This window comes from Enterobacter sp. DC4 (assembly GCF_000568095.1).
GTDB classification, from domain to species: domain Bacteria; phylum Pseudomonadota; class Gammaproteobacteria; order Enterobacterales; family Enterobacteriaceae; genus Enterobacter; species Enterobacter pseudoroggenkampii.
In genome coordinates this window covers 55,001-77,604 of record NZ_AZUB01000005.1, presented here as the reverse complement: position 1 = coordinate 77,604, position 22,604 = coordinate 55,001, and the positions used below count along the sequence as shown (strand labels likewise).

The following is a 22,604-nucleotide window of genomic DNA, read 5'->3' as shown; positions in this document are numbered from 1 at the left end:
CGGGTGGCGCTGCGCTTACCCGCCCTACATAAGATTATTACGCTGCATAAAACCCTCTCCACCCAGCTGATTCATCTGGCGTAGGATCCACGCCTGACGGCTTCGCACGTACCCTGATGGGGCGCTGGCTTTAAAGCGGATGGGATTCGGTAAGACAGCGGCCAATAGTGCTGCTTCTGACATGCTCAGACGGCTGGCTGGCTTATTAAAATAACGCCGCGCGGCAGCTTCCACACCAAAAATACCGTCGCCAAATTCAGCGACGTTGAGATAGACGGTCAGAATGCGTTTTTTGCTCCAGACCGTTTCCATCCCCAGGGTCAACCCCGCTTCCAGCCCCTTTCGCACCCAGCTGCGGCCGTCCCACAGAAACAGATTTTTGGCCGTCTGCTGCGACAAGGTTGAGGCACCGCGCACGCGGTTTTCATGGCGTTCGTTATGGGCCAGCGCCTTCTCAATGGCCGCCACGTCGAACCCCCAGTGCTCCGGGAATTTCTGGTCCTCCGCCGCGATGACCGCCAGCCCCATGAACGGCGAGATCTCGTCCATGCTTACCCAGTCAGAGTGGGCAACATAGCTGAAATCGCCGCTGAGCCACGCGCCGAGCTGGCGCTCAACCATCACGGCAGAGAACGGGACTGGCATAATGCTGAACAGGGCGAGTCCACCACCCCAAAACACCGCCAGCACCAGAACGATGCGCAACAGGGTACGTTTTACCCACGCGCCAGCACCGGATTGACGACTCATTCAGCCAACACCAGCACGCGGGCGACCAGCTTTTCGATCCCCATAGCCGCTTCTGCAATATTCTTAGCCAGCATATACGCAGGCGTGGTGACAATTTTGTTATCTTCATCAACCACAATGTCATCTACCGGGCACGGAACGTGTTCGCCCCCCATTTCCTCGACGATCTCTGCGGTATCGATATCCGTCCCGATAGTCAGGCGCAGCGGGAAATCAAAAATCTTAGGCAACATCGCCGGTGCGATACAGATAAAGCCCAGCGGCTTTCCTGCCGCATGCATGGCCTGTGACAGCGCTTTCAGATGAGGATCGATCTGACACTCCGCGCCCTGCGCAGCAAAGGTACTGAGATTTTTGGCCGCGCCAAACCCACCCGGCACAATGAGCGCATCAAGCTCTGTAGGGTCTGCCTGAATAAGAGGATGGATATCACCTCGCGCAATACGCGCGGCTTCAATCAGTACATTACGGGTTTCCGCCATCGGCTCACCGGTCAGATGATTAATCACATCCGCCTGATTTTTGTCTGGTGCAAAACAAATCACCTCTGCTCCCTGCTTAGCCAGGGCCAGCAGTGTGATTACGGCTTCATGTATTTCAGAACCATCGTAAACACCGCATCCGCTCAGGACGACACCAATCTTTTTCATCATGACAATCCTTTTCTGCAACTTGCTGAAGCACATTAATAATTTTGATTAAAACGCTATGCTTCACACATTTCACTGATTCATGTAACAAACCATTTAAGATTTGCTATCTTATCTGCGTGCGGCCTAAATTTTTCAGGCGGCGCCCTTTCGAAAATAACGTTTAAAAACAGGCGCAGCCACGATTTCCCTGGTGTTGGCGCAGTATTCGCGCACCCCGGTTAATCCGGGGTCATTTTTTTCTGGCGTCAACCCAGGCTTTAAGCACCGCCACATCGTTTTGCCACTCTTGCTTCATCTCTTCAACCCAATCACCCACGTTATCTTCCCATGCAGGTAAATCAGGCGACTGAATCTGTTGACCCAACTGCTGCAGGTGGCGTAGGCCAACCGAACCGGCGGCACCTTTAATTTTATGTCCTTCTTCCACGATGCCCTTCTGGTCACGCGCCGTCAGGTTTGATTCCAGCACACTCAGATAGCCCGGCATCATTTTTTCGAACACCGCCAGACCATCGGTAATCAGTTTCGGGCCGACCAGATCGATGTACTGCTCCAGCATCGCGGTATCGAGTATCGTTTGGGCTTTTGCGCTATCAACAGACGTCATGGTGCTCTCCTCTTCATCACGGGTATCCCAGAACTTCTTAATCATGGCGGTCAGAGCAGGCACCGCCAGCGGCTTGCTGAGTACATCGTCCATACCGGCATCGAGATACTCTTTTTTATCTTTCAGTACGTTCGCCGTCAGGGCAACCAGCGGCGGCAGTTCGTCGGCCGCGTACTGACGCGTCAGCTCGCGCGAGATATCCAGCCCGGTCATATCCGGTAACTGAATATCCAGCAGAACAAGATCGTATTCACCCGGTTTAAACATCTCCAGCGCGGCCTTACCGGTCATCGCGACATCGACGCTGTTGCCCAGTTTTTCCAGCACGGAGCGCGCCACGATCACGTTCAGCTCAATGTCTTCCACCAGCAGGACGTGCAGCGCAGGCAGCGGCATATCGTCATTTTCAAAGGTATCTTCCACCTCTTCCGCCACCGCCGGCGCATGGACCGTCAGCGTGAAGGTTGACCCTTTACCCGGCTGGCTGGCAACGGTGATATCGCCCCCCATGCTCTTCGCCAGTCGTTTAGAGACCGCCAGGCCAATGCCCGTTCCTGTCGCCGGTTTTCCGCCGTTGCTGTCCTTCACCTGGTAGTACATGGCGAAGATTTTGTCCTGCTCCTCCTGCGGAATACCCATCCCGGAGTCCTCTACCTCGAAGTGCAGCATGTCGCCTTCGTCAAAGCGGATGCGCACCGCAACCTGCCCCTTCTGGGTAAATTTCACCGCGTTGCTGATAAGGTTCCACAGGATCTGGCGCAAACGCGTACCGTCAGTCACCACTTTATGCGGCAGCGGCAGGGTTGGCTCCATGACAAAACTTAGCCCCTTCTGCTGCGCCTGCAGGCCGGACAGGTTTTCCAGATCGGCAAGGAAGCTGGTGAAATCAACAGGCTGATTATCAAGCTGAACTTTACGGCGCTCCATCTTATCCATATCAATAATATCGTTGAAGATATTACCCAGCGTGACCGCCGAAACATGGATAGTCTTGAGGTATTTTTCCTGCTCTGCGGTCAGGTCGGTATCCAGCAGAATACGGCTCAGCCCGACAATGCCGTTAAGCGGCGTACGCAGCTCGTGGCTGATAGTAGAGATAAAGGTAGTCTTGTCGCGGCTGGCGCGCTCCAGTGCATCCTGATAGCGCTTTCGCTCGGTGATATCACGGCCAAAGCCCATCAGGCCATGGCGTTTGCCCACGCGGTCATAGTAGGGCACCTTACGGATCTCAAAGCAGGCTTTGCGTCCGTCCGGGTAATCCAGCCACTGTTCATAGGTCAGCGAGACGTTATGGCGGAATACCTTTTCATCCGTCTCCATGACCTTGGCCGCCGCCTCTTCAGAGTAAACGTCCTGCGGTTTCAGGTTAATCAGCTGCTTCTCGCTTTTCCCGGTGAGCAACTCCATCGCCCGGTTACAGCCGGAAAACTCTTTATCTTCATTACGGTAAAACACCAGATCCGGCGAAGCATCGAGGAATGACCGCAGGAAAGAGGATTGCTGCTCAAGCTGGATCTGCGTGACCTCACGCTCTTTCATTTCGATTTTCAGCTGCTCCAGCGTGGCCTGGCGCTCGGCCTCCGCCTTCTCACGATCTGAAATCTCCTGGTTCAGCTGCGCAATGTTGTCTTTAAGCTGGACGTTGAGCTTCAGGTCACGCTCGCGCATCTCTTCCAGTTTATCGACCAGCTTAGACAAACGCTGACGGGACTCTTCCAGCTGTTCAACCACCACGGAAAGGAAGTAGACCGCCCAGGGGGTAATAAGCAAGCCAAAGAAGATAGAGCGGATGACGTCGATACTCTCGACCTGACCATGCAGAACCATGGTGACGGCCATTTGCACGACAATGGCCAGAACGACCAGTGCCAGCGCAAGCAGCATAGAGAAACGCACCAGCCCAAGCTTCATCATCAGGTCGACGTAATACTGGGCAAGCATTCGAATTTGCTTCATAGAGGATCCCTTCACGACTTTATCGCTCAATAATACTCAAATTCAGGGCGAGGCGTTGAAGGTTGTGAGAAAAAGTGCGGGGTGAAACAGGAGATTAGCCTCGCTCCCGGTGAACCGGAAGCGAGGAGAGGTCAATCAGGAGCGTTTCAACAACAGCCAGAGGCTGATCAGGAGGAAACTGGCACTTGGCAGCAGCGCACCAATTATCGGCGGAATGCCATAAACCAGCGTCAGCGGACCGAAGATCTGGTCGAGCACGTAGAACACAAAGCCGAAACTGATACCGGTCACGACGCGCACGCCCATCGGCACGCTGCGTAACGGGCCGAAGATAAACGACAGCGCCATCAGCATCATCACCGCCACGGACATCGGCTGGAAGATCTTGCTCCACATGTTGAGCTGATAACGTCCCGCATCCTGCCCGCTCGACTTCAGGTATTTCACATAGTTGTGTAAACCGCTGATGGAGAGCGCGTCTGGATCCAGCGCCACGACCCCGAGCTTATCGGGCGTCAGGTTGGTCTTCCACGTCCCGGTTACCGTCTGAGAACCCGTAATCTGTTTCGGATCGGTCAGGTTGGATTCATCAACCTGGGACAACCGCCACTGCTTATGTTCGGCGTCAAATTTCGCCGAAGAGGCGTGGCGAACGGACTCCAGACGGCGCTGGTCATCGAAAGCGTAGATGCTCACCCCACCCAGTTCGTCATTCCCCTTTACCCGCTCGATGTAGACGAAGTTTTTACCGTCTTTCGCCCATAAACCTTGTTGAGTCGAGAGCAGTGAGCCACCGTACATTGCCTGCGCACGGTAGTTACGCGCCATCTGTTCGCCCTGCGGCGCGACCCACTCGCCGATCGCCATGGTCAACAGCACCAGTGGGATCGCGGTTTTCATTACCGACAGCGCGACCTGCATGCGGGTAAAGCCTGAGGCCTGCATAACGACCAGCTCACTGCGCTGCGCCAGCATTCCCAGCCCCAGCAGCGCCCCCAGCAGGGCCGCCATCGGGAAGAAGATCTGCACATCTTTCGGCACGCTGAGCAGGGTATACATCCCCGCGCCCATCGCGTCATAGCTCCCCTGCCCGGCTTTTTTTAGCTGATCGACAAATTTGATAATGCCGGAGAGCGACACCAGCATGAACAAGGTCATCATGATGGTGGTAAAAATGGTTTTACCGATATAGCGATCAAGAACGCCAAACGCCTGCATTAGATGGCTCCTTTACGCGAGAATCGGGCACGTATGCGGCGCACAGGCACCGTATCCCACAGGTTTAACCCTAGCGCCAGTAAGATGTACAGGCTGTTGACGAACCATGTCCAGACCATAGGGTCCAGCTTACCCTTCGCGCCGTTAGAACGAATCGAGGTTTGCAGCAGGAAATAGATCAGGTAAAGCAGCATCGCTGGCAGCATAGAGAGCACGCGTCCCTGGCGAGGGTTCACCACGCTCAGCGGAACGACAATCAGCGCCATCATAAACACGGTGAAGACGAGCGTAATACGCCAGTGGAACTCAGCGCGCGCTCTGTCGGTATCGGTATTCCAGAGGGTCCGCATGTCCATTTGCTCGGTATCCGTTGGATCGAGCGCCACCGCCTGATGGCCGATAATGGCCTGATAGTTCTGGAAATCCGTGATACGGAAGTCGCGCAGCATCGCGGTGCCTTCGAAACGGGTGCCTTTATTCAGCGTCACGATCTGAGAACCATCTTTGCGCTGAGCAAGCTGACCGGAATCTGCCACCACCACGGAAGGACGCGCGTTACCTTTGGGACGTAACTGCGCCAGGAAGACGTCGTTGAATTTACTGCCGTCAACGCTCTCAATAAACAGCACGGAGTTGCCGTCGGTCGCCTGCTGGAACTGCCCCTGGGCTAACGCCGCCATGCCGGGGTTGGCTTTCGCTTCGGCCAGCACTTCGTCCTGATGACGGGAAGACATGGGGCCCGCCCACATCACATTCACCGCGGCAACAATACCCGTGAACAGCGCCAGTATCATGGCCGCTTTCACCAGTACCGCTTTGCTCAGGCCACAGGCATGCATCACCGTGATTTCACTCTCGGTGTAGAGTTTCCCAAGCGTCATGAGCAGGCCAAGGAAAAGACTTAGCGGCAGGATGAGCTGCGCCATTTCCGGGATCCCTAAACCAAGCAGGGAAAGCACCAGATTTGTTGGAATTTCGCCGTCAACGGCCGCACCGAGGATCTTAACCAGCTTCTGACAGAAAAAAATCAGCAGCAGGATGAAGAGGATCGCCAGTTGGCTTTTGAGCGTCTCCCGCACCAGATATCTTATGATTATCACTTTAAATACGCCCGTAAAAACCCGTCTCTTTGCAGGAATTTCGCTTGTTTCATGGCTTAAACGTCATTTATTCTCTTGAGTCGTCGAAATCATCGCTAAGATTAAAACATCCAGCGGATTCACGCTTCAGGACTTTTTCTGACGTGTCGAAACCGTAGTAACGTAAGATTAACACGAAGTCACCACAACAGCGGACATGAGTTACGAAAGGTTTCAATTCTATCCGTAGCAGCCGCCGTTGTCTTTAAGATTCAGGAGCGTAGTGCATGGAGTTCAGTGTAAAAAGCGGTAGCCCGGAGAAACAGCGGAGTGCCTGCATCGTTGTGGGCGTCTTTGAACCACGCCGACTCTCCCCGATCGCCGAGCAACTCGATAAAATCAGTGACGGCTATATTAGCGCCCTGCTGCGCCGTGGCGAACTGGAAGGCAAACCTGGGCAGACGCTGTTACTGCACCATGTTCCGAACGTACTGTCAGAGCGTATTCTGCTGATTGGCTGCGGCAAAGAACGCGAGCTGGATGAACGTCAGTATAAGCAGGTGATTCAGAAAACAATCAATACGCTGAATGATACCGGCTCAATGGAAGCCGTCTGCTTCCTGACCGAGCTGCACGTTAAAGGGCGTAACACCTACTGGAAAGTGCGTCAGGCGGTCGAAACGGCAAAAGAGAGCCTCTACAGCTTCGATCAGCTGAAGACCAATAAAAGCGAGCCGCGTCGTCCGCTGCGTAAAATGGTCTTTAACGTGCCAACCCGTCGCGAACTGACCAGCGGCGAACGCGCGATCCAGCACGGTCTGGCGATCGCAGCCGGCATTAAAGCGGCCAAAGATCTCGGCAACATGCCGCCTAACATCTGTAACGCGGCGTACCTGGCCTCTCAGGCGCGTCAGCTGGCCGACGCCTACAGCAAAAACGTCATTACCCGCGTCATCGGCGAACAGCAGATGAAAGAGCTCGGGATGCACTCTTACCTGGCGGTCGGTAACGGATCGCAGAATGAATCCCTGATGTCCGTCATCGAGTACAAGGGCAACCCGGCCGAAGACGCGCGCCCTGTCGTGCTGGTCGGTAAAGGCCTGACCTTCGATTCCGGCGGTATCTCCATCAAGCCTGCCGAAGGCATGGACGAGATGAAATACGACATGTGCGGCGCGGCGGCGGTTTACGGCGTGATGCGCATGGTTGCAGAGCTTCAGCTGCCGATTAACGTCATCGGCGTGCTGGCGGGCTGTGAAAACATGCCTGGCGGCCGCGCTTACCGTCCGGGCGACGTGCTGACCACCATGTCCGGCCAGACCGTTGAAGTGCTGAACACCGACGCCGAAGGCCGTCTGGTGCTGTGTGACGTGCTGACCTATGTGGAACGCTTCGAGCCTGAAGCGGTGATTGACGTCGCCACCCTCACCGGTGCCTGCGTGATTGCGCTGGGCCACCACATCACCGGCCTGATGTCGAACCACAATCCGCTGGCGCACGAGCTTATCGGCGCCTCGGAACAGGCTGGCGACCGCGCATGGCGTCTGCCGTTGGGTGACGAATATCAGGAGCAGCTGGAGTCTAACTTCGCGGATATGGCAAACATCGGTGGACGTCCTGGCGGAGCGATCACCGCGGGCTGCTTCCTGGCACGCTTCACCCGCAAGTACAACTGGGCGCACCTGGATATCGCGGGCACCGCATGGCGCTCCGGCAAAGCCAAAGGCGCAACCGGTCGTCCAGTGGCGCTGCTGTCGCAGTTCCTGCTCAATCGCGCGGGTTTTAACGGCGACGAATGATGTAAAACGCCGGGTGGCGGCTTCGCCTTACCCGGCCTACAGCGTCACTCAACCGTAGGCCGGGTAAGCGTAGCGCCACCCGGCTTTGCATTTAAATCCACGACAAGAAGCCCCATATATGAAGAATGCAACGTTCTACCTTCTGGACAACGACACCCATCAGGATGGCCTCAGCGCCGTCGAACAGCTGGTGTGTGAAATTGCCGCAGAACGTTGGCGCGCAGGTAAACGCGTTCTGATTGCCTGTGAAGATGAACAGCAGGCCATTCGCCTTGATGAGGCGCTGTGGGCGCGTCCGCCGGAGAGCTTTGTCCCACATAACCTGTCGGGCGAAGGCCCGCGCGGTGGAGCACCGGTTGAAATTGCCTGGCCGCAAAAGCGCAACAGCAGCGCGCGCGATATTCTGATTAGCCTGCGGATAGATTTTGCAGATTTTGCCACCGCTTTCACAGAAGTGGTAGACTTTGTCCCTTACGAAGAATCTTTGAAACAACTGGCGCGCGAACGCTATAAAGCGTACCGCCTGGCTGGTTTTAACCTGAATACGGCAACCTGGAAATAATGGAAAAGACATATAACCCACGCGATATCGAACAGCCGCTTTACGAGCACTGGGAACAGCAGGGCTATTTCAAGCCTAACGGCGACGAAAGCAAAGAGTCCTTCTGCATCATGATCCCGCCGCCGAACGTCACCGGCAGTTTGCATATGGGTCATGCTTTCCAGCAGACCATCATGGATACCATGATCCGCTACCAGCGCATGCAGGGTAAAAACACCCTGTGGCAGGCGGGGACTGACCACGCGGGTATCGCGACCCAGATGGTGGTTGAGCGTAAAATTGCCGCTGAAGAAGGAAAAACCCGCCACGACTACGGTCGCGACGCGTTCATCGACAAAATCTGGCAGTGGAAAGCGGAATCCGGCGGCACCATTACCCGTCAGATGCGCCGTCTCGGCAACTCCGTGGACTGGGAGCGCGAGCGCTTCACCATGGATGAGGGCCTTTCCAACGCCGTGAAAGAAGTCTTCGTCCGCCTGTATAAAGAAGACCTGATTTACCGCGGCAAGCGCCTGGTAAACTGGGATCCAAAACTGCGTACCGCCATCTCTGACCTGGAAGTGGAAAACCGCGAGTCTAAAGGCTCCATGTGGCACATCCGCTATCCGCTGGCCGACGGTGCAAAAACCGCCGACGGTAAAGATTACCTGGTGGTCGCAACCACCCGTCCGGAAACCCTGCTGGGCGATACCGGCGTGGCCGTTAACCCGGAAGATCCACGTTATAAAGATCTGATCGGCAAATTCGTGGTGCTGCCGCTGGTAAACCGCCGTATTCCAATTGTGGGCGACGAACACGCCGACATGGAAAAAGGCACCGGCTGCGTGAAAATCACCCCTGCGCACGACTTCAACGACTATGAAGTGGGTCGTCGTCACGCCCTGCCGATGATCAACATCCTGACCTTCGACGGCGATATCCGCGAAAGCGCAGAAGTGTATGACACCAAAGGCGAAGAGTCTGACGTTTACTCCAGCGACATCCCTGCAGAGTTCCAGAAGCTGGAACGTTTTGCCGCGCGTAAAGCGATCGTTGCAGCAGTCGACGCTCTCGGCCTGCTGGAAGAAATTAAACCTCACGATCTGACCGTGCCGTACGGCGACCGTGGCGGCGTGGTTATCGAGCCAATGCTGACCGACCAGTGGTACGTGCGTGCCGACGTGCTGGCGAAACCGGCTGTTGAAGCGGTTGAGAACGGCAGCATTCAGTTCGTGCCGAAACAGTACGAAAACATGTACTTCTCCTGGATGCGTGACATTCAGGACTGGTGTATCTCCCGTCAGCTGTGGTGGGGTCACCGTATCCCGGCATGGTACGACAACGACGGTAACGTCTACGTTGGCCGCACCGAAGACGAAGTGCGTCAGGAAAACAACCTGAGCGCTGACGTTGCCCTGCGTCAGGACGAAGACGTGCTGGATACCTGGTTCTCCTCCGCGCTGTGGACCTTCTCCACCCTCGGCTGGCCAGAAAACACCGACGCGCTGCGTCAGTTCCACCCGACCAGCGTGATGGTGTCCGGCTTCGACATTATCTTCTTCTGGATTGCCCGCATGATCATGATGACCATGCACTTCATCAAAGACGAAGACGGCAAGCCGCAGGTTCCGTTCCATACCGTCTACATGACCGGTCTGATCCGCGACGACGAAGGCCAGAAGATGTCCAAGTCCAAGGGTAACGTGATTGACCCGCTGGACATGGTTGACGGTATCTCTCTGGAAGAGCTGCTGGAAAAACGTACCGGTAACATGATGCAGCCGCAGCTGGCGGAGAAAATCCGCAAGCGCACCGAGAAGCAGTTCCCGAACGGCATCGAGTCTCACGGTACCGACGCCCTGCGCTTCACCCTGGCGGCACTGGCCTCGACCGGCCGTGACATCAACTGGGACATGAAGCGTCTGGAAGGTTACCGTAACTTCTGTAACAAGCTGTGGAACGCCAGCCGCTTCGTGCTGATGAACACCGAAGATCAGGATTGCGGCTTCAACGGCGGCGAAATGACCCTGTCTCTGGCGGACCGCTGGATCCTGGCGGAATTCAACCAGACGGTGAAAGCGTTCCGCGAGGCGCTGGACAGCTACCGCTTCGATATCGCGGCGGGCATCCTGTATGAATTCACCTGGAACCAGTTCTGCGACTGGTATCTGGAGCTGGCGAAGCCGGTGATGAACGGCGGTACTGAGGCGGAACTGCGCGGCACGCGCAACACGCTGATTACCGTTCTGGAAGGTCTGCTGCGCCTGGCGCATCCGGTCATTCCATTTATCACCGAAACCATCTGGCAGCGCGTGAAGGTGATTGCAGGCATCAACGCTGACACCATCATGCTGCAGCCGTTCCCGGAATTCGATGCGGCTAAGGTTGATGAAGCGGCGTCCGCGGATACCGAGTGGCTGAAACAGGCGATCGTTGCGGTGCGTAACATTCGTGCTGAAATGAACATCGCCCCGGGCAAACCGCTGGAACTGCTGCTGCGCGGCTGCAGCGAAGCGGCTGTTCGTCGCGTCACCGAGAACAACACCTTCCTCAAGACCATGGCGCGTCTGGAAAGCATCACCGTGCTGCCTGCGGATGACAAAGGTCCGGTTTCCGTGACCAAAATCATCGACGGTGCCGAGCTGCTGATCCCAATGGCAGGTCTGATCGACAAAGACGCTGAGCTGGCTCGTCTGGCGAAAGAAGTGGCGAAAGTCGACGTGGAAATTGGCAAAATCGAAGGCAAGCTGGCGAACGAAGGCTTTGTCGCCCGCGCGCCGGAAGCGGTCATAGCGAAAGAGCGTGAGCGTCTGGTTGCCTTCGCCGATGCGAAGACCAAGCTGATTGAGCAGCAGGCGGTTATCGCCGCGCTGTAATGCTTTTACCCCTTACGCTTCAGGGCGTAAGGGGTAACCTTCCTGAAAACTCCTCGCTTGCACTCCCCCTTCTGCGGTGCTATTAACAGCAGTTATGTGTCAATTTTTGTAATGAGTAATGCTATGAGCGTGATTACCCCCGTCGCGACGACGATGCGTCGGATCACTGAGCAGGATAATCCGGCTATCGCCGCCGTTATCCGCACCGTTTCTGCCGAATATGGCCTGACGGCTGACAAAGGCTACACGGTTGCGGACCCGAACCTGGACGCGCTTTTCCAGCTCTACAGCCAGCCAGGGCATGCCTACTGGGTAATCGAGCAGAATGGCCAGGTGGTGGGCGGTGGCGGCGTGGCGCCCCTCAGCTGCAGCGAGCCGGACATCTGCGAACTGCAGAAAATGTATTTCCTGCCAGCGGCGCGCGGACAAGGACTGGCAAAAAAGCTGGCGCTGATGGCGCTGGACCACGCGCGCAAGCAGGGCTTTACCCGGTGCTACCTGGAAACGACCGCCTTCCTCAAAGAGGCCATCGGCCTGTATGAACATCTGGGCTTTGAGCATATCGATGCGCCGCTGGGCTGTACCGGCCATGTTGATTGCGAAGTCAGGATGCTGAAAAGTCTGTAAATATCTTTGCTGCCCCCTTCTGTTAAGCGGCGCTGAACTGAATACTCTACACTCTCAGTTCACACCACAACGGGGGAAACACGATGTCAAAGATAAAAAGCTACGCCGCACCGCAGGCGGGTGCAGAACTTGAGCTGTACGAGTACGACGCGGGCGAACTAAAAGCAGAAGACGTCGAAGTACAGGTTGATTACTGCGGGATCTGCCACTCGGATCTCTCGATGATCGACAACGAATGGGGCTTTTCAAGCTATCCACTGATTGCCGGGCACGAGGTCATTGGCCGCGTCGTGGCGCTCGGTAGCGCCGCGCAGGACAAAGGGCTGAAAGTGGGCCAGCGCGTAGGCATTGGCTGGACAGCGCGCAGCTGTGGTCACTGCGATGCCTGTATCAGCGGTAATCAGATCAACTGCCTCGAAGGCGCCGTTCCCACCATTCTGAACAAAGGCGGTTTCGCCGACAAGCTGCGTGCCGACTGGCAATGGGTCATCCCGCTGCCGGACAGCATTGATATCGAATCCGCCGGTCCGCTGCTGTGCGGCGGTATCACCGTCTTCAAACCCCTGCTGATGCACCATATCACCGCCACCAGCCGCGTGGGCGTCATCGGTATCGGTGGCCTTGGGCATATCGCCATCAAGCTGCTGCACGCGATGGGCTGTGAAGTCACGGCGTTCAGCTCGAACCCGGCGAAAGAGAAAGAAGTGCTGGCGATGGGTGCGGATAAAGTCGTGAACAGCCGCGATCCTGAAGCACTAAACGCGCTGGCGGGTCAGTTTGACCTGATCATCAATACCGTTAACGTCGATCTCAACTGGCAGCCGTACTTTGAAGCGCTGGCCTATGGCGGTAACTTCCATACCGTAGGTGCCGTGATGAAGCCGCTGCCGGTTCCGGCGTTTACCCTGATCGGCGGCGATCGCAGCGTATCAGGCTCCGCGACCGGTACGCCGTTTGAGTTGCGCAAGCTGATGAAGTTTGCCGGACGCACCAAAGTAGCCCCGACCACCGAACTGTATCCGATGTCGAAAATCAACGAAGCGATCCAGCACGTGCGCGACGGCAAAGCCCGTTACCGCGTGGTGTTGAAAGCAGATTTCTGATGTGATAGTGCCGGGTAATGGCTTTGCCTTACCCGGCCTACTTTCACTGCTGCGCCAATACGTTAAATACTTCCGCTATCGCTACCGCTCCCGGATCCATCACCCCATCCAGGTTCTCTTTATTGACATACGACGAGCGTCCCGCGCCGGCTTTCACCATTTTCGACGTTGCTTCTGCGCCCTGCTGCGCGGCCTGCGCTGCCGCCTGAATATTGCCTTTCTGTAACGCCTCCAGCGCCGGTTGCAGCGCATCGATCAGCGTGCGATCGCCGAGATCTGCCCCGCCGTACTGCTTCATCTGCGCCAGTCCGCTCAACAGCGCATCCGGCAGGGCGTGTCCGTCATGCAGCTTTTGCCCGGCCGCCGTAAAGAAGATCGACATCAATACGCCGCTCGATCCGCCCATCACCGTTGCCAGCCGCTCGCCAACCAGCAGCAGCAGCTTAGGCACGTCATTAAGCGGGAGCGTGTTCTGCTCCAGGCGCTGCGCAATATCCCGCGCCCCTTGCGCAAAGGTGGAGCCGGTATCACCGTCGCCCACTTTGGCATCCAGCGCGTTCAGGCGGTTTTCCAGCTGGATCAGCGTTGTCGACACGGAGGAGACAAACGCACGCACCTGCGGATTGTCAGAGGGGGTATACTCCACACGGTCATGAATGGCGCTATGCGCCACGGTGCGCAGCGGCGCAAACGCCACGGGCTTCTGCCAGCCCAGCGTTTCAACCTCGGCGTGAATCGCCTTTTCGAAGAAATCGTTGAGCTTCAGCAGCGTAAGCGAAAAGCCCTTCATGTCCAGCGCGCTCACCAGCGGCGCGGGGCCTATCAGATACGCGATCTCCTCTTTCAGCGCCGAATGCGCCAGCTCTTTGGTCAGCAGCGCCATCTCCAGCGCCGATACACCGCCAAGATTGTTAATCAATACCGCAAAGCGCCCCTCTCCCGCCTGCGCGCGTAGCGGCGTCACCAGCGTGTCGATAATCGCTTTGCTGTTCTGCGTATCTACGACGGAAGCGCCGGGCTCACCGTGAATGCCCAGACCCAGCTCGACGTGGCCTTGCTTAATGCGCCCCTCTTCATCGTCGCTGCCCGGCAGATTACAGGTTTGCATCGCAACGCCCAGGCTCCAGAGGTTGTCGCAGGCCTGTTGCGCAATCTCCCGTACCTCGCTCAACGATTTCCCCTGCTCCGCCGCATAGCCCGCAATCTTATGCACCAGCGCCGTACCGGCAATACCGCGCGGCTGCTTGTTGTCCGGTAGCGCGATATCGTCTGCCACAATCACCATCTCCACCTTAAGACCGTAGCGTTTGGCCTTTTCGGCCGCCAGACCAAAGTTCAGGCGGTCGCCAGTGTAGTTTTTGACGATCAGCAGACAGCCGCGATCGCCCGTGACCGCCACAATGGCATTCAGCACCGCATCCACGCTCGGCGAGGCAAACAGATCGCCGCACACTGCCGCCGTCAGCATCCCTTTGCCGACAAACCCGGCGTGTGCGGGTTCGTGGCCTGAGCCGCCGCCGGAGATCACCGCCACGCGGCTTTTGTCCCAGTCACCGCGTGCGACGATCCTGATGGCCGGATCGATATCAAGCTTGACGAGATTGGCATGTGGCGCAGAAAGCAGTATGCCTTCAATGGCATCGTTGACCAGCTGTTTGCGATCGTTAAAGAAGAATCTGGACATAGTTTCCCACTATTTTGTGAACCGTATGCAAAAGCATAGTCCGCGCTGGATAATGCGCCGCAAAGTCAGGAATTTACTCAACCAAATTGCTATCAGGTTGCCTATACTCCACCCAGGACTAAGAGAGGAAGCGCATCATGAGTACACCATTGTTAATTGCCCGGACGCTGGAAAAAGAGCTGTATTTACTGCCCGCGATGGCGAACCGCCACGGTTTGATCACCGGCGCGACCGGGACGGGGAAAACCGTCACCCTGCAAAAGCTGGCGGAGTCGCTTTCGGAGATTGGCGTACCGGTCTTTATGGCTGACGTGAAAGGCGATTTAACCGGTGTCGCTCAGGAAGGGACGGCCTCTGAAAAACTGCTCGAACGGCTAAAGAATATTGGCATCACGGACTGGACGCCGCATAACAATCCGGTAGTGGTGTGGGATATCTTTGGTGAGAAAGGCCATCCGGTGCGCGCCACCGTCTCCGATCTCGGCCCGCTGCTGCTGGCCCGTCTGCTTAACCTCAACGACGTGCAGTCCGGCGTGCTGAATATTATCTTCCGCATTGCCGACGATCAGGGGCTGTTGCTGCTTGATTTTAAAGATCTGCGCGCCATTACGCAGTATATCGGCGATAACGCTAAATCCTTTCAGAACCAGTACGGCAACATCAGCAGCGCCTCGGTGGGCGCCATTCAGCGTGGGTTGCTGACCCTGGAGCAACAGGGTACCGAACACTTCTTTGGCGAGCCAATGCTGGATATCAAAGACTGGATGCGCACCGACAGCAGCGGCAAAGGCATCATCAACATTCTGAGTTCGGAAAAACTCTACCAGATGCCAAAGCTCTACGCCGCCAGCCTGCTGTGGATGCTCTCCGAACTGTATGAACAGCTACCGGAAGCGGGCGATCTGGAAAAACCGAAGCTGGTGTTCTTCTTTGACGAAGCGCATCTGCTGTTTAACGATGCGCCGCAGGTATTGCTGGATAAAATTGAACAAGTCATTCGCCTGATCCGCTCCAAAGGGGTCGGCGTCTGGTTTGTCTCGCAAAACCCGTCGGATATCCCCGATAACGTGCTCGGTCAGCTCGGCAACCGCGTGCAGCACGCCCTGCGCGCCTTTACGCCGAAGGATCAGAAAGCGGTGAAAGCCGCTGCGCAAACCATGCGCGCCAATCCTGCCTTTGACACTGAGGCGGCGATTCAGGCGTTAGGCACCGGTGAAGCGCTGATCTCGTTCCTGGATGCGAAGGGCAGCCCGTCCGTGGTGGAACGCGCCATGGTGATTGCCCCCTGCTCGCGCATGGGGCCGGTGACCGACGATGAACGTAACGGCCTGATTAACCACTCTCCGGTTTACGGGAAGTATGAAGACGAGGTGGATCGCGAGTCCGCGTTCGAGATGCTGCAAAAAGGGGTACAGGCGACCACCGAATCGCAGGATGCGCCCGCCGCTAAAGGACAGTCTGTCGCCGTGGATGACGGTATTCTCGGGGGGCTCAAAGACATCCTGTTCGGCAGCACCGGGCCGCGTGGCGGCAAGCGCGACGGCGTGGTACAGACCATGGCGAAAAGCGCGGCGCGACAGGTCACCAATCAGATCGTGCGCGGCATGCTGGGGAGTCTGTTAGGCGGCCGTCGCCGGTAGACGGGGAATCCACGGGCGGCCCAGCGCCGAACCCTGTACACCGCTCTCCTGCAGATAGCGGTCGATTTCCACCATCCCCGTCCAGCGGTTCTCACACCATAGCGGTGCCAGAAGCGTTGGACGGCGGGCGCTGGCCGAAATACGGTGGTAGACAATTTCCGGCGGCGTGTGGCGAATCATCTCCCCCGCCGTCACCGAATAGTCCTCAAGCGCAATACCGTTTAACCGCCCCGCTTCCCAGGCTTTCGCCATAATGCTTCCCTTAACAATATGCAGCGGGTGCAGCTTGATGCCGTCCACGCCGGTCTCAACTACCCTCTCCAGCGTTTCAAGGCCATGCTGTTGACCTTCGCCGGGCAGACCGACAATCAGATGCGAACAGACCTTCAGCCCGCGCTCACGGGCCAGGCGGGTGGTGCGCTGGTAGCAGGCGAAATCATGGCCACGGTTAATACGGTGTAGGGTTTTGTCGTGCGCGGTTTGCAGGCCCAGCTCCAGCCAGATCTCGCAGCCTTGTTCTTTATACTCGCTGAGCAGGTCCAGCACCGCGTCCGGCACGCAGTCCGGGCGCGTGCCCACGCACAGCCCAACGATGTTAGCCTGGCTGACGGCCTGCTGATACATAGCGCGCAGCACCTGCACTTCCGCCCACGTGCTGGTGTAGGCCTGGAAATAGGCCAGATACTGCTTCGCGCGATTCACCAGGCTGGCCTGATGGGCAAGCTGTTCCGCGATAGATTTATGCTGCTGGGCTTCGTCAGCAAAGGACGCAACGTTACAGAAGGTGCAGCCGCCGCGCCCGATGGTGCCATCACGATTCGGGCAGCTAAACCCGCCGTGCAGCGTCAGCTTGTGAACCTTTTGCCCGTACCGCTGCAAAAGATCCCCACCAAACATATTGACTAATTTCTGTAACTGCATAATCTGATAGACCGTCCCGGAGAAAGGGGACAAGCCTGCCACTTTTAGCCTCTGTCGGCGATGACCTGGATCAATCGCCCTGGACGGCCTTTATCTATATGAATAAATACTCAGGATTACTGCAATTTCATTCACGCCATTCGTAATTACTTTTCCTTATGTTCTGATTGTTTTTTTCATTTATAGCGCCGCCACTGAAAAACAGTGACTTTATGCGGGTTTGAAGACAATGCCAGATTATTATTCTGCTATAAAACTGCTATTCAGCACGCTACATTGATAATACCGCTTACATATAGTGAGTCAGATCACACTCCGCTGCGTCCTGCCAGGGCATACAATCAATGTAAAAATAGTTAAATAGCCTTTAATTACAATCAGATAAACTCTCTTTAGCACATTTTTGTATAAATAAGATTGCCATTTGACCTGTGTACCAATTCCCGATAAGTTGGAAATCCGCTGGAAGCTTTCTGGATGAGCGGCCTGCTCATCATATTTATGCAGTAATTGAGATTCCCTCTGAAGCAAGTCCTCAAACTTGTTTACCTGCGCGAAAGGATGAAAAAGAGGGCGAATGCGAGGTCCGCGTATGAAACGCAAACCCCGTCGCCATGCTCTTTCTGTGCCTGTGCGCCACGGTAAAGTTCAGTGGGAAGCCCGACGAGCCTGGGGAGGTTCACTGATATGTTGTACGATAAATCCCTTGAGAAGGATAACTGTGGTTTCGGCCTGATCGCCCACATAGAAGGCGAACCTAGCCACAAGGTAGTGCGTACCGCTATTCACGCACTGGCCCGTATGCAGCACCGTGGCGCCATCCTTGCCGATGGTAAAACCGGCGACGGTTGCGGCCTGCTGCTGCAAAAACCGGATCGTTTCTTCCGCATCGTGGCGGAAGAGCGCGGCTGGCGTTTAGCCAAAAACTACGCTGTCGGCATGCTGTTCCTGAATCAGGATCCTGAAAAGGCTGCCGCCTCACGCCGCATCGTCGAAGAAGAACTTCAGCGTGAAACCCTGTCGATTGTCGGCTGGCGCAATGTGCCAACCAACGAAGGGGTGCTCGGTGAAATCGCCCTCTCCTCGCTGCCTCGTATTGAACAGATTTTCGTCAACGCGCCTGCGGGCTGGCGTCCGCGTGATATGGAACGCCGTCTGTTTATTGCCCGCCGCCGTATTGAAAAACGTCTCCAGGACGATAAAGAGTTCTACGTCTGTAGCCTCTCTAATCTTGTGAACATCTATAAAGGTCTGTGTATGCCGGCTGACCTGCCGCGCTTCTACCTGGACCTGGCGGACCTGCGTCTGGAATCGGCCATTTGCCTGTTCCACCAGCGCTTCTCCACCAACACCGTTCCACGCTGGCCGCTGGCTCAGCCGTTCCGCTACCTGGCGCACAACGGCGAGATCAACACCATCACCGGTAACCGCCAGTGGGCCCGCGCCCGTACCTATAAGTTCCAGACGCCACTGATCCCCGATCTGCACGATGCCGCACCGTTCGTGAACGAAACCGGCTCTGACTCCAGCTCGATGGATAACATGCTGGAACTGCTGCTGGCGGGCGGGATGGATATCGTGCGCGCCATGCGTCTGCTCGTGCCACCGGCCTGGCAGAACAACCCGGATATGGATCCTGAGCTGCGCGCGTTCTTCGACTTCAACTCCATGCACATGGAGCCGTGGGACGGTCCGGCGGGCATCGTCATGTCCGACGGCCGTTTCGCCGCCTGTAACCTGGACCGTAACGGTCTGCGTCCGGCGCGCTACGTCATCACCAAAGACAAGCTCATCACCTGCGCCTCTGAAGTCGGTATCTGGGATTACCAGCCTGACGAAGTGGTCGAGAAAGGCCGCGTCGGTCCGGGCGAGCTGATGGTAATCGACACCCGCGGTGGGCGCATCCTGCACTCCGCCGAAACCGACAACGATCTGAAAAGCCGCCATCCGTACAAAGAGTGGATGGAGAAGAACGTGCGTCGTCTGGTGCCGTTCGAAGATCTGTCGGACGAAGAAGTGGGCAGCCGCGAGCTGGACGACGATACCCTCGCAAGCTACCAGAAGCAGTTTAACTACAGCGCAGAAGAGCTGGACTCCGTCATCCGCGTGCTCGGTGAGAACGGCCAGGAAGCGGTCGGCTCGATGGGTGACGATACCCCGTTTGCCGTGCTCTCCAGCCAGCCGCGCATCATTTACGATTACTTCCGTCAGCAGTTCGCGCAGGTCACCAACCCGCCGATCGACCCGCTGCGTGAAGCGCACGTGATGTCGCTGGCCACCAGCATCGGTCGCGAGATGAACGTCTTCTGCGAGGCCGAAGGCCAGGCACACCGTCTGACCTTTAAATCGCCGATCCTGCTGTACTCCGATTTCAAACAGCTCACCACCATGAAAGAGGAGCACTACCGCGCTGACACGCTCGACATTACCTTCGACGTGAACGAAGCGAGCCTCGAAGAGACGGTGAATGCGCTGTGCGACAAAGCCGAGCAGATGGTGCGTAACGGTACCGTTCTGCTGGTGCTCTCCGACCGCAACATCGCGAAAAACCGTCTGCCGGTACCGGCCCCGATGGCGGTTGGCGCTATCCAGACGCGTCTGGTCGATAAGAGCCTGCGCTGCGACGCCAATATCATTGTGGAAACCGCAAGCGCGCGCGATCCGCACCACTTTGCCGTGCTGCTGGGCTTCGGTGCGACGGCGATCTACCCGTACCTGGCCTACGAAACGCTGGCCCGTCTGGTGGATACCCGCGCGATCGACAAAGATTACCGCGCGGTGATGCTCAACTACCGTAACGGCATCAACAAAGGTCTGTACAAGATCATGTCCAAAATGGGCATCTCGACCATTGCCTCCTACCGCTGCTCGAAGCTGTTTGAAGCGGTCGGCCTGCATGACGAGGTCGCCAACCTCTGCTTCCAGGGCGTGGTCAGCCGCATCGGCGGCGCCGGTTTTGCTGACTTCCAGCAGGATCTGGTGAACCTGTCCAAACGCGCCTGGCTGGCACGTAAGCCGCTGGATCAGGGCGGCCTGCTGAAATACGTTCACGGCGGCGAATACCACGCCTACAACCCGGACGTGGTGCGTACGCTGCAGCAGGCGGTTCAGAGCGGCGAATACCGTGATTATCAGCAGTACGCTGAGCTGGTGAACAACCGTCCGGCGGCAACGCTGCGCGACCTCATTGCCCTGAACCCGGGTGATGAAGCGGTCAGCATTGACGACGTTGAACCGGCATCCGAACTGTTCAAACGCTTCGACACCGCGGCGATGTCCATCGGCGCGCTGAGCCCGGAAGCCCACGAAGCGCTGGCGGAAGCCATGAACAGTATCGGCGGCAACTCTAACTCCGGCGAAGGCGGTGAAGATCCGGCCCGTTACGGCACCAACAAGGTGTCCCGCATCAAGCAGGTGGCATCCGGTCGCTTTGGCGTAACGCCAGCGTACCTGGTCAACGCCGACGTGATTCAGATTAAAGTCGCTCAGGGTGCGAAACCGGGCGAAGGCGGCCAGCTGCCGGGTGATAAAGTTACCCCGTACATCGCCAAACTGCGCTACTCGGTACCGGGCGTGACGCTGATCTCCCCGCCGCCGCACCACGATATCTACTCTATCGAGGACTTAGCGCAGCTGATTTTCGACCTGAAGCAGGTCAACCCGAAGGCGATGATCTCCGTGAAGCTGGTTTCCGAACCGGGCGTCGGCACCATCGCCACCGGCGTGGCGAAAGCCTATGCGGACCTCATCACCATCGCCGGCTACGACGGCGGTACCGGTGCAAGCCCGCTCTCCTCCGTGAAATATGCGGGCTGTCCGTGGGAGCTTGGCCTGGTGGAAACCCAGCAGGCGCTGGTGGCTAACGGTCTGCGTCATAAGATCCGCCTGCAGGTGGACGGTGGCCTGAAAACCGGCCTCGACATCATCAAGGCGGCGATCCTCGGTGCGGAAAGCTTCGGCTTCGGTACCGGCCCAATGGTTGCACTTGGCTGTAAATACCTGCGTATTTGCCACCTGAACAACTGCGCAACCGGCGTGGCAACCCAGGACGAGAAGCTGCGTAAGAATCACTATCACGGTCTGCCGTTCAAAGTAACCAACTACTTTGACTTCATCGCCCGCGAAACCCGCGAGCTGATGGCGCAGCTGGGCGTTAAACGTCTGGTGGATCTGATTGGTCGTACCGACCTGCTGAAAGAGCTGGAAGGCTTCACGGCGAAGCAGCAGAAGCTGGAGCTGTCTAAGCTGCTGGAAACCGCGCAGCCGCACCCGGGCAAAGCAGTCTACTGCACCGAGAACAACCCGCCGTTCGATAACGGCGTGCTGAACGCACAGCTGCTGCAGCAGGCGAAGCCGTACGTGGACGACAAGCAGAGCAAAACGTTCTGGTTTGATATCCGCAACACCGACCGCTCCGTGGGCGCCTCCCTTTCCGGTTATATCGCGCAAACGCACGGTGACCAGGGGCTGGCGGCGGATCCGATTACCGCGCACTTCAGCGGTACCGCGGGTCAGAGCTTCGGCGTGTGGAACGCAGGCGGCGTTGAGCTTTACCTGACCGGAGATGCCAACGACTACGTCGGCAAAGGCATGGCGGGCGGTCTGCTGGCGGTGCGTCCTCCGGTTGGCTCAGCCTTCCGCAGCCATGAAGCCAGCATCATCGGTAACACCTGCCTGTACGGCGCGACCGGCGGTCGCCTGTTCGCAGCAGGCCGTGCGGGCGAGCGTTTTGCGGTGCGTAACTCCGGTGCCATCACCGTGGTGGAAGGCATTGGCGATAACGGTTGTGAATACATGACGGGCGGGATTGTTTGCGTTCTGGGCAAAACCGGCGTGAACTTTGGCGCGGGCATGACGGGTGGTTTTGCCTACGTCCTGGATGAAGACGGTGAGTTCCGCAAACGCGTGAACCCGGAGCTGGTGGAAGTGCTGGACGTTGATACGCTGGCTATCCACGAAGAACATCTGCGCGGTTTGATCACCGAACACGTGCAGCATACCGGTTCTTCGCGCGGCGAAGAGATCCTGGCGAACTGGCCAGCGTTCTCTGCGAAATTCGCGCTGGTTAAGCCGAAGTCCAGCGATGTTAAAGCCCTGTTGGGTCACCGTAGTCGTAGCGCAGCAGAGCTGCGCGTGCAGGCGCAGTAAGG

General features: G+C 57.1%; 14 protein-coding genes. 7 read left to right on the top strand and 7 right to left on the bottom strand.

Features of this window, described 5'->3' with window-relative positions:
* Positions 1 to 24: 24 nt before the first annotated feature.
* From mtgA to lptF, 5 genes are all read right to left on the bottom strand, one after another.
* Positions 25 to 750, bottom strand: a complete 726-nt coding sequence (gene mtgA, locus P349_RS09215; RefSeq protein WP_032650399.1) for a monofunctional biosynthetic peptidoglycan transglycosylase — start codon at positions 748 to 750, stop codon at positions 25 to 27.
* Positions 747 to 1,400, bottom strand: a complete 654-nt coding sequence (gene elbB, locus P349_RS09220) for an isoprenoid biosynthesis glyoxalase ElbB (RefSeq protein ID WP_032645081.1) — start codon at positions 1,398 to 1,400, stop codon at positions 747 to 749. Before elbB ends, mtgA begins: the two co-directional genes overlap by 4 nt.
* 232 nt (positions 1,401 to 1,632) lie before the next feature.
* The gene (gene arcB, locus P349_RS09225) at positions 1,633 to 3,966 is read right to left on the bottom strand and encodes an aerobic respiration two-component sensor histidine kinase ArcB (RefSeq protein ID WP_024906347.1); all 2,334 of its coding nucleotides are present in this window, start codon (positions 3,964 to 3,966) and stop codon (positions 1,633 to 1,635) included.
* A 135-nt stretch (positions 3,967 to 4,101) separates the two neighbouring features.
* The gene (gene lptG / locus P349_RS09230; RefSeq protein WP_024906346.1) at positions 4,102 to 5,184 is read right to left on the bottom strand and encodes an LPS export ABC transporter permease LptG; all 1,083 of its coding nucleotides are present in this window, start codon (positions 5,182 to 5,184) and stop codon (positions 4,102 to 4,104) included.
* Positions 5,184 to 6,284 carry an LPS export ABC transporter permease LptF gene (gene lptF, locus P349_RS09235; protein WP_024906345.1) on the bottom strand — a complete coding sequence of 367 codons (1,101 nt, stop codon included), beginning with the start codon at positions 6,282 to 6,284 and terminating at the stop codon, positions 5,184 to 5,186. Before lptF ends, lptG begins: the two co-directional genes overlap by 1 nt.
* Before the next feature lie 266 nt (positions 6,285 to 6,550).
* Here lptF and pepA point away from each other — a divergent pair, with 266 nt between their 5' ends.
* The 5 genes from pepA to ahr all read left to right on the top strand — a co-directional run bounded on the left by pepA (position 6,551) and on the right by ahr (position 13,209).
* Positions 6,551 to 8,062, top strand: coding sequence for a leucyl aminopeptidase (gene pepA / locus P349_RS09240; protein WP_024906344.1), 1,512 nt, complete (start codon positions 6,551 to 6,553; stop codon positions 8,060 to 8,062).
* A gap of 118 nt (positions 8,063 to 8,180) precedes the next feature.
* Positions 8,181 to 8,624, top strand: a complete 444-nt coding sequence (gene holC / locus P349_RS09245; protein ID WP_008502815.1) for a DNA polymerase III subunit chi — start codon at positions 8,181 to 8,183, stop codon at positions 8,622 to 8,624.
* Positions 8,624 to 11,479 (top strand): valine--tRNA ligase, encoded by a 2,856-nt coding sequence (locus P349_RS09250; RefSeq protein ID WP_032650401.1) that lies wholly within the window; start codon positions 8,624 to 8,626, stop codon positions 11,477 to 11,479. The genes holC and P349_RS09250 overlap by 1 nt, the downstream gene beginning before the upstream one ends.
* A 123-nt stretch (positions 11,480 to 11,602) precedes the next feature.
* Positions 11,603 to 12,106 (top strand): GNAT family N-acetyltransferase, encoded by a 504-nt coding sequence (locus P349_RS09255; protein ID WP_024906342.1) that lies wholly within the window; start codon positions 11,603 to 11,605, stop codon positions 12,104 to 12,106.
* Positions 12,107 to 12,189: 83 nt separating this feature from the next.
* A complete protein-coding gene (ahr, locus tag P349_RS09260) occupies positions 12,190 to 13,209 on the top strand; it encodes an NADPH-dependent aldehyde reductase Ahr (protein ID WP_032650403.1) in 1,020 nt (339 codons plus the stop codon).
* A gap of 43 nt (positions 13,210 to 13,252) precedes the next feature.
* Here ahr and P349_RS09265 read toward each other — a convergent pair whose 3' ends face one another.
* Complete coding sequence (locus P349_RS09265) at positions 13,253 to 14,893, bottom strand: dihydroxyacetone kinase subunit DhaK (protein WP_032650406.1); 1,641 nt, start codon at positions 14,891 to 14,893, stop codon at positions 13,253 to 13,255.
* Positions 14,894 to 15,030: 137 nt separating this feature from the next.
* Between P349_RS09265 and P349_RS09270 the strand changes: the two genes are divergently transcribed.
* Positions 15,031 to 16,533, top strand: coding sequence for a helicase HerA-like C-terminal domain-containing protein (locus P349_RS09270; protein ID WP_032650408.1), 1,503 nt, complete (start codon positions 15,031 to 15,033; stop codon positions 16,531 to 16,533).
* On the opposite strand, the gene P349_RS09275 is transcribed toward P349_RS09270, so the two are convergent.
* Complete coding sequence (locus tag P349_RS09275; protein WP_152540091.1) at positions 16,513 to 17,454, bottom strand: TIGR01212 family radical SAM protein; 942 nt, start codon at positions 17,452 to 17,454, stop codon at positions 16,513 to 16,515. The two genes, P349_RS09270 and P349_RS09275, sit on opposite strands and share 21 nt — an antisense overlap.
* Before the next feature lie 687 nt (positions 17,455 to 18,141).
* Between P349_RS09275 and gltB the strand changes: the two genes are divergently transcribed.
* Positions 18,142 to 22,602: a glutamate synthase large subunit gene (gltB, locus tag P349_RS09280; RefSeq protein WP_032650412.1), complete on the top strand. Its 4,461-nt coding sequence runs from the start codon at positions 18,142 to 18,144 to the stop codon at positions 22,600 to 22,602.
* Positions 22,603 to 22,604: the final 2 nt, after the last annotated feature.